Genomic DNA, 8,265 nt, shown 5'->3' on the forward strand with positions numbered 1-8,265 from the left:
AGACCAGGCCGAGGCCCCAAAGCAGTGAACCATGCGGCAGGAAGAAAAGCAGGGCGCCCGCGTTGGTGGCCATGTTGACGATCTTGGCCTTGGCGCTGGCTTCCAGGAAGGCATAGCCCATCGCGGACACCAGCGCGATGATCAGGAACGATCCGGTGCCCGGACCGATCATGCCGTCGTAGAAGCCGATCACGGCGCCGATCAGGCAGGCGATGACGTAGTGCCGGTGGCCGTCGTGCCGCAGCCGGGTCAGCCCGCCCACGTTGGGGCGGAGCGCGGTGAACAGCGCCACTGCGACCAGCGCCGCCACGATGATCGGCTTGAACACGCTCGCCGGCAGGGTCGCTGCCAGCACGGCCCCGCCGAAGCTGCCGGCCAGCGCAATGACCGCCATCGGCACGGCGGTGCGCAGGTCCGGCCCGACGCGCCGGTAGAAGGTCACCGCGCTGGTGGTGGTGCCGAAGATGGAACCCATCTTGTTCGTCGCCAGCGCCTGCACCGGGGTGATTCCCGGGACCAGCAGCATGACCGGAAGCTGGATCAGGCCCCCGCCGCCCACCACGGCGTCGACCCAGCCGGCGGCGAACCCGGCAACCACCACGAGGACCAGCGTGGCGAGCTGGATCGATTCAAGCCCCGAGACCATACCTGGCGACGCCGGGACGCGTCAGTTGCTGCGGACGGCGTTGACCACGTGGTCGACAGCCTTGTCCACGGCAATGTTCTCGGCCTCGCCGCTGCGGCGGTCCTTGATTTCCACGACGCCGTCCACGAGCCCGCGTCCGACGGCGACGATGGTCGGGACACCCACGAGCTCGGCGTCGCCGAACTTGACGCCCGGCGACACCTTGGCGCGGTCGTCATAGATGACCTCAAGGCCGGCCGCTTCCAGTTCCAGCGACAATTTTTCGGCGGCCGCGAAGATTTCCTCGCCGCGGCCCACCGCGACGACGTGGACGTCGGCCGGCGCAACGGCCCGGGGCCAAATCAAGCCCTTGTCGTCGTGGTTGGACTCGGCCAGGGCGGCCACAGCGCGGGTGACACCGACGCCGTAGGAACCCATGGTCACGACAACCTGTTTGCCGTTCTGGTCCAGGACCTTCAGGTCGAGTGCTTCTGCGTACTTGCGGCCGAGCTGGAAGATGTGGCCCATCTCGATGCCGCGGGCGGTTTCCAGCGGCCCGGAGCCGTCCGGGGCTTCGTCCCCGGCGCGCACCTCGGTGCACTCAATGACGCCGTCCCAGCCGAAATCGCGGCCGGCAACAAGGCCGAAGACGTGCTTGCCCGCCTCGTTGGCGCCGGTGACCCAGGCGGAGCCGCTGACAACCCGGGGATCCACCAGGTAGAGCAGCTTCGAGGCGCCCTCGGCTCCCAGCAGCGGGGCGTCCAAGGACAGGCCCGGGCCGATGTAGCCCTTGACCAGGAGCGCCTGCTTCTTGAGGTCCTCCTCGTTGGCTGCCTCGAGGGTGATCTCGCCGCCGATGGGCAGGAAGGCGCCGATGTTCGCCTCGACGCGCTTGAGGTCCACGCCGCGGTCGCCGGGCACGCCGATCACGACGAGCTGTCGTTCACCGGTCGGCAGGGTGACGGCGAGGACCACGTTCTTGAGCGTGTCCGCTGCGGTCCAGGCGCCGCCGTCGGCCTCGCCGCGGGGAACCAGGGCGTTGGCGGCGTCGACGAGCGTGTCGATCGTCGGGGTGTCAGGGGTGTCGCGGACCTCCGCGGCCGGCGCGTTGCTGAAATCGATGGCGGGGGGCACCACCGTGGTGACCGCTTCGACATTGGCCGCGTAGCCRCCGGGAGAGCGCACGAAGGTGTCCTCGCCGATCTCGGTCGGGTGCAGGAACTCCTCGCTCTTGGAGCCGCCCATGGCGCCGGCCGTGGCCGCCACCGGAACGACTTCCAGGCCGAGTCGTTCGAAGATCTTCAGGTAGGCGCCGCGGTGCGCCGCGTAGCTGGCATCCAGGCCGGCGTCGTCGACGTCGAAGGAGTAGGAGTCCTTCATGATGAATTCGCGGCCGCGCAGCAGGCCGGCCCGGGGACGGGCTTCATCGCGGTACTTGTTCTGGATCTGGTAGATGCTCAGGGGCAGGTCCTTGTACGAGGAGTACAGGTCCTTGACCAGCAGGGTGAACATTTCCTCATGGGTCGGGGCCAGCAGGTAGTCGTTGCCCTTGCGGTCCTTGAGCCGGAAAATGCCCTCGCCGTACTCAGTCCAGCGGTTGGTCACCTCGTAGGGTTCCTTGGGCAGCAGGGCCGGGAAATGGACTTCCTGGGCACCGATGGCGGCCATTTCCTCGCGGATGATCTGCTCGACCCTGCGCAGTACGCTCAGTCCCAGCGGCAGCCAGGTGTAGATGCCCGGAGCCGCGCGGCGGATATAGCCGGCACGGACCAGCAGCCGGTGGCTGGCGACTTCAGCGTCGGCGGGGTCTTCACGCAGGGTGCGCAGGAACAGCTTGGAGAGTCGAAGGACCACTGGGAGGTATCCGTTTCTGAGGAAGTGCGGGGCGTTCTGGATGTTTACGAAAATTGTCCAGCTACCAATCTACCGTCTGCCGGCGGCCGCGTTCCCCGGCGGAAAGGGAAGAGCCACGCCATAACGCGGAAGCCCCTGGCCGTTACCGGCTGGTCATCCCGTGATGGCGTGGCTCTCTGCGACCCCAGTGCCGCTCTGCCCAAGGCTGCCCGTCCAGCTGGCCCCGCCTTGCCGGACGGCACCTGCAGCCAAGGGTCGGTTTCTTCCCTGAGAGCGCTCGCGCCTGCTCGGCGCGGCTTAGCTAGAACCTATGTGATCCCAGCCACTAAAACAAGAGTCGTCAACCAGATTTCTGTCGAAACAGCTTGTCAATAATGTGACTAGAAAAGCACCGTCGCGAAGGTGCCCACCTGGCGGAACCCGGCCCGCTCATAGCTGGCGCGCGCACGGGTGTTGAAGTCGTTGACGTACAGGCTCGTGACCGGGGCGACGGTCTGGGCGAGGACCACGACGGCGGCCATGTAGCCGGCGCTCCGGCCCAGCCCTCGGAACGCGGGATTCATCCAGACGCCCTGCACCTGCGTGACATCTGCCGTGACAGCGCCGAGTTCGGCCTTGAATACCACTTCGCGGCCCGGGCCCAAGTGGACCAGCGAATGGCCTGCCCGGATCAGGCTCTTGACCCGGCGGCTGTAGTAGTCGCGGCCGCCGAGGTAGGGCGAATAGCCCACTTCCTCCTCGAACATGGCAGCGCAGGCCGGCAGGATCCGGTCGAAGTCCGCGAGCTGGCCAAAGTCCAGCGCGGGGTTGGGCTCGATCAAAGGTGGCCCGGCGATGCTCATCAGCGGCTGCTCGCCGCGGACCTCCTGCGCGGGGCAGCCCAACTGCTCGAGGGCCGCATACAGCGCCAGGACCGCCTCGGCCGGACCGAAAATCGAAGCGTACCGGCGGCCGGAATGGTGCGCGGCGGCCGCGACCAGGCCGGCCAGCTCCGGATCCAGCTGCACCGGCACCAGGTTGGCGCCCGCCCAGCACGCCCCCAGCAGAGTGTCGCCGTCGAACACGCCGAAGATGCTGGCACCGCCGCCGGTGGGCGCCGCGGTTCCGGCTGTTTCGAGGTGGGACAGGATAAAGACGTTCGCGACGGCGTCCTGCCGGGCGAGCTGCAGTAACGCGCCGGTGTCCGCGCCCGCCAGGACCCGAAGGGTGAGGCCGGCCGTGGGCCCGGTGGCGCCGTCCCTACGAGACGCTAACCACGGGGCCACCCTGGACAGCATCTTCGCCATCGGACTCCCCCATCTCTTCAGCGAGACGCATTGCCTCTTCGATCAGTGTCTCAACAATCTGGTCCTCAGGAACAGTCTTGATGACCTCGCCCTTGACGAAGATCTGGCCCTTGCCGTTACCCGAGGCGACGCCGAGGTCCGCTTCCCGGGCTTCGCCGGGGCCGTTGACCACGCAGCCCATGACGGCGACGCGCAGCGGGACCTCCATCCCCTCAAGCCCGGCGGTGACCTGCTCGGCGAGCGTGTAGACGTCCACCTGGGCGCGGCCGCAGGAGGGGCAGGAGACGATTTCGAGCTTCCGCGGGCGCAGGTTCAGTGACTGCAGGATCTGGTTGCCCACCTTGATCTCCTCCACCGGCGGGGCGGAGAGGGAGACCCGGATGGTGTCGCCGATCCCGCGCGAAAGCAGGGCTCCGAAGGCGGTGGCGGACTTGATGGTGCCTTGGAAGGCCGGCCCTGCCTCGGTCACACCGAGGTGCAGCGGCCAGTCGCCCTTTTCCGCCAGCATCTCGTAGGCGGCCACCATGATGRCCGGGTCGTTGTGCTTGACCGAGATCTTGAAGTCGTGGAAGCCGTGTTCTTCGAACAGCGAGGCCTCCCAGACCGCGGATTCGACCAAGGCCTCCGGGGTGGCCTTGCCGTACTTCTTCAGGATGCCCGGCTCCAGCGAACCGGCGTTGATGCCGATCCGGATCGAGGTGCCGTGGTCCTTGGCCGCGCGGGCGATTTCCTTGACCTGGTCGTCGAACTTCCGGATGTTGCCCGGGTTCACGCGGACGGCAGCGCAGCCGGCTTCGATCGCCGCGAACACGTACTTGGGCTGGAAGTGGATGTCGGCGATCACCGGGATCTGCGACTTGCGGGCGATGATCGGCAGGGCCGCTGCGTCATCGGCTGAAGGACAGGCCACTCGGACGATGTCACAGCCGGAGGCGGTCAGTTCGGCGATCTGCTGCAGGGTGGCGTTGATGTCCGTGGTCGGAGTCGTGGTCATCGACTGCACGCTGATCGGCGAGTCGGAGCCGACGCCGACCGAGCCCACCTTGATCTGGCGGGTCTTTCGGCGCGGGGCAAGTACGGGGGGCGGTGCGGACGGCATTCCCAGGCTGACCGAGGTCACGTGGACTCCTCTTAAATCTCAGGATCGATGGTGGGCGGGCGGTGCGGGGCTAGGCGGCGTGCCCGGCCAGCAGGCCGGTCACCGGAGCCCACACCGTCGTGCGGATGCCGGAGATGGCGCCGGCACCGGCGTAGGGGTCCTGCTTCAGGATCTCTGTCAGGGCCGGCTCGTCGGCCGCCTTGAAGATGAGGAGGGCGCCGGCGCCGTCCGAGTAGGGGCCGCTGGCAAGGAGCGTGCCGTCCTGGGCGAGTCCTGCGGTCCATTCGCGGTGCGCGGGGCGGGTGGCGTCGCGGGTAGCGGCGGATTCGGCGTCGTAAACGTACTCAACAGCAAAAACAGTCATACCGCTACCCTATCGCCCCTGCCCGCCGGACGCCTCGGCCGAAGCGCGTCAGCCGAGGAAGATCACCTTGGTCAGGGCTGCCACTCCAGCGGCCCAGAGCATGGAGGTGAGGGTGCCGATGATGAACCGTTCGGCGGCGACCGGCGTTTCCTTCAGCTCCGCGAAGCGTCCGAGGCCCTTGATCGCCACGACGTAGGCGATGGCGACGGGCTGGCCGGTCAGGATCGCCATGCAGACAGCCAACCGCTCGAGCACGCCGATGATCGCACCGCCACGCAGGATGCGGGTGCTGGTCCCTGGCGCTGCCGGGGTTGTTCCGACAGTTGCTTCAACGGTTGGTTCAACGGCTGGTTCGACGGCCCCCGCGGCCGATGCCGGCCTCGGCGCTGGTGACGCCGCCGGCAGGGTGATCTCGCCGTCGACCGTGCTGTCCGCGGAAGGGTTATCCGCAGAGGCTCCACCGTCGGCCCGGCTGTCCGACCGGTCATCGATGGTCCGCGCCAGCCGGAACACCAGGGCGGTGACCGGCCAGCCGGCGAATCCGGCCACCAGCAGGGCCAGGGTGATCCAGAGGGCGCTCACCGGTCTCCTTTACTACGTGTCTGCGGGGCGTCGTCGTCCGTCCCGTCGATCAGGCTGTGTGCCAGGCCCAGCAGCATTTCAGCGGCAGGCCTCGCCGCCCATTCTTCCTGCCAGCCGGATCGAAGCAGCGCGCGGCTCACCGATTGTTCCGTGATTCCGAGTTGCCGGGCCGCGATCTTTTGCGTCCCGTGGGTGCCGGCGTGGCCGTGCTGGATGCCGCGCAGCACGTCGACCACCTTCCACTGCGCGGCGGTCCGGTCCTGGACGAGGCGGCCGATCAGCCGCAGCACGGCCTCGGCATTCGAACATTCGCGGACTCCCGGCGTTGCCGGCCCCGGTCCGCGCCCGGGGCCGGCGGCAGTCCCCCGACGAGCCTCTCCGGCGACAGCGAGCGGGACGCGCGAGGCTGCGGACTTGGCCCGTTCCACTGCCGAGCGCGCCGCCACGAAGGCCGGACCCGATCCTTCCCGGGGGCTGGCGGGCAGCGGGAGCTCCACCGGGCCCACCCCGATGCCCACGTACCAGTGGCCGCTGCGGAGTGCGTGCAAGGCGATTTCCACGACGTCGTCCGGGTGCTGCAGCACGCCTTGGACCTCGTCGCCGACCGAGCGTTCGAAGTGTGCGTCGGGGCAAAGCGCGGCCAGTTCGGCCAGCAGGTCCGGGACGCGGTCGACGTCGGCGGTACTGCCGCGCTGGTCAATGGTCAGAACGTACATGTCCCAACCCTAGGCGGCTGATTCGGACAGATCAACCATTTAGGACTGATTATTGAAAATAAGCCAGAATGAGCTGATAGCGATAAATCACCGGGATTCAGATTTGACCGGCCGGCTGCCCGGCCCGGTCTGCCTGGCCGGCCGGCGTGCGCCGCTAACCGAAGAGGTTGACCGGTTTGACGATGTCCGCGTAGATCAGCAGCGCGGACATGCCCATCAGCAGCACGGCCACGACATAGGTGACCGGGAGCAGCTTGGCAATGTCGAAGGCGCCGGGGTCCGGGCGGCCGAACAGCTTGGCAATCTGCCGGCGGGCGCCCTCGTAGAGCGCCCCGGCCACGTGGCCGCCGTCGAGCGGCAACAGCGGAACGAGGTTGAACACGGCCAAGGCGAAGTTGAGCCCCGCGAGCAGCCCTACCAGGGCGGCCACGCGGCTCTGCAGCGGGACCTGCTCCATGGCGGCGACTTCGCCCGCCACGCGGCCCACGCCGACGACGCTGATGGGGCCGTTCGGGTCGCGGGGCTCCTCGCTGAAGGCGGCTTGCGCCACCCCGGCCACCCGGGCCGGCAGGTTCACCACGACGCCGGCGATCTGTTTGATGTTCTCGCCGGCCAGCGGGAGCACGGCCGTGGCGGGCTGTTGCACCAGCGCGGTCTGGGCGCCGATGCCGAGGAAGCCCACATCTTGGTAGCTGGGCTTGCCGGCGGCGTCCTTGGCCTGCCGCCCGTCTGGCCCGATGACCGGGCGCGCGGACAGCACCGGGGTGACGGTGGTGGTGACCGGAGCGCCGTTGCGCTCCACGGTGATGCTGACGGGCTTGTCCGCGGAGGCGCGGATCCAGCCGGTGAGCTCTTCCCAGCTGGTGACCTGCTTGCCGTCAAAGGACGTGATCCGGTCGTTGGGTTTGAGGCCGGCGGTTGCTGCCGGGGTGAGCTTGCAGTCGGCCGAGTTGGGATCCACCGTTTCGCCGGCCTTGACCTGGCATTTGGAGACGTCCGCGATGGTGGTGGTGGACGCCGCCACGCCGAAGCCCATCAGCAGCACGGCGGTCAGCGCCACGCCGATCAGCAGGTTCATCGCCGGGCCGCCGAGCATGATGATGACTTTCTTCCAGACCGACAGCCGGTAGAAGACCCGGTTTTCGTCGCCTGGGCCGATCTCCTCGTGCGCGAGGGAGCGGGCGTCGGAGGCGAGCGACTGGAACATGCCGGTGCTGGACGGGCGGACGCTGCCGTCGGTCTTGTTCGGCGGGTACATGCCGATCATCGAGACGAAGCCGCCGAGCGGGATCGCCTTCACGCCGTACTCGGTCTCGCCGCGGCGCTTCGACCACAGGGTGGGCCCGAAGCCGATCATGTACTTGGTGACGCGCACCTTAAAGAGCTTGGCCGGGACCAGGTGCCCCACCTCGTGCAGGGCGATGGACACGGCGATGCCGATCACGACGAAGACGACGCCGAGGATAAAGAGGACAACGGGGCTCATGCTGGGCTTGCTACTTCCTGGGCACTGGTCGGCTAATTCTTAGGCACTTCCAACGGCCAAACGCTCGAGGGCCCGGGCGCGTGCCCACTGTTCAGCATCCAGCACGGATTCGAGCGTCAGCCGGGAGGACCCTGAGTGCTCGCTGAGCACGGCTTCGATCGTATCGACAATATCGGTGAAGCGGATCCGGCCGGCATGGAACGCCATTACGGCTTCCTCGTTGGCGGCGTTGAACACGGCCGGGAAGGTGCTC

At 67.9% G+C, this 8,265-nt stretch carries 8 protein-coding genes and 1 pseudogene; all 9 read right to left on the reverse strand.

Features of this window, described 5'->3' with window-relative positions; genetic code table 11:
- Nucleotides 1–646 (reverse strand): TSUP family transporter (locus tag AB4Y86_RS06810; RefSeq protein ID WP_441401270.1); only part of this gene is annotated, 646 nt, incomplete at its 3' end.
- 21 nt (nt 647–667) lie between these two features.
- Entirely contained in the window at nt 668–2,479 is a 1,812-nt protein-coding gene (locus tag AB4Y86_RS06815; RefSeq protein ID WP_441401272.1) for a proline--tRNA ligase, read from the reverse strand.
- A 380-nt stretch (nt 2,480–2,859) separates the two neighbouring features.
- Nucleotides 2,860–3,756, reverse strand: a complete 897-nt coding sequence (locus tag AB4Y86_RS06820; RefSeq protein ID WP_441401283.1) for a GNAT family N-acetyltransferase — start codon at nt 3,754–3,756, stop codon at nt 2,860–2,862.
- Nucleotides 3,719–4,885: a flavodoxin-dependent (E)-4-hydroxy-3-methylbut-2-enyl-diphosphate synthase gene (ispG, locus tag AB4Y86_RS06825; RefSeq protein ID WP_441401274.1), complete on the reverse strand. Its 1,167-nt coding sequence runs from the start codon at nt 4,883–4,885 to the stop codon at nt 3,719–3,721. Before ispG ends, AB4Y86_RS06820 begins: the two co-directional genes overlap by 38 nt.
- Nucleotides 4,886–4,934: 49 nt before the next feature.
- Nucleotides 4,935–5,228: a YciI family protein gene (locus AB4Y86_RS06830; protein WP_441401276.1), complete on the reverse strand. Its 294-nt coding sequence runs from the start codon at nt 5,226–5,228 to the stop codon at nt 4,935–4,937.
- Nucleotides 5,229–5,276: 48 nt separating this feature from the next.
- Nucleotides 5,277–5,810, reverse strand: a complete 534-nt coding sequence (locus AB4Y86_RS06835) for a hypothetical protein (RefSeq protein ID WP_441401278.1) — start codon at nt 5,808–5,810, stop codon at nt 5,277–5,279.
- Nucleotides 5,807–6,526, reverse strand: coding sequence for a MarR family transcriptional regulator (locus tag AB4Y86_RS06840; RefSeq protein ID WP_441401280.1), 720 nt, complete (start codon nt 6,524–6,526; stop codon nt 5,807–5,809). Before AB4Y86_RS06840 ends, AB4Y86_RS06835 begins: the two co-directional genes overlap by 4 nt.
- A 154-nt stretch (nt 6,527–6,680) precedes the next feature.
- Complete coding sequence (locus tag AB4Y86_RS06845; protein ID WP_441401282.1) at nt 6,681–8,012, reverse strand: M50 family metallopeptidase; 1,332 nt, start codon at nt 8,010–8,012, stop codon at nt 6,681–6,683.
- A 39-nt stretch (nt 8,013–8,051) separates the two neighbouring features.
- Nucleotides 8,052–8,265, reverse strand: a pseudogene (locus tag AB4Y86_RS06850) (1-deoxy-D-xylulose-5-phosphate reductoisomerase); the annotation flags it as partial.

This window comes from Arthrobacter sp. 2YAF22_2, assembly GCF_052114645.1.
Taxonomy (GTDB): domain Bacteria; phylum Actinomycetota; class Actinomycetes; order Actinomycetales; family Micrococcaceae; genus Arthrobacter.

What these genes read in the sequence shown, in the direction of transcription:
- AB4Y86_RS06845 (WP_441401282.1), bottom strand. Translation starts at nt 8,012, where the DNA reads ATGAGCCCCGTTGTCCTCTTTATCCTCGGCGTCGTCTTCGTCGTGATC.
- AB4Y86_RS06820 (WP_441401283.1), bottom strand. Translation starts at nt 3,756, where the DNA reads ATGCTGTCCAGGGTGGCCCCGTGGTTAGCGTCTCGTAGGGACGGCGCC.
- AB4Y86_RS06830 (WP_441401276.1), bottom strand. Translation starts at nt 5,228, where the DNA reads ATGACTGTTTTTGCTGTTGAGTACGTTTACGACGCCGAATCCGCCGCT.
- AB4Y86_RS06840 (WP_441401280.1), bottom strand. Translation starts at nt 6,526, where the DNA reads ATGTACGTTCTGACCATTGACCAGCGCGGCAGTACCGCCGACGTCGAC.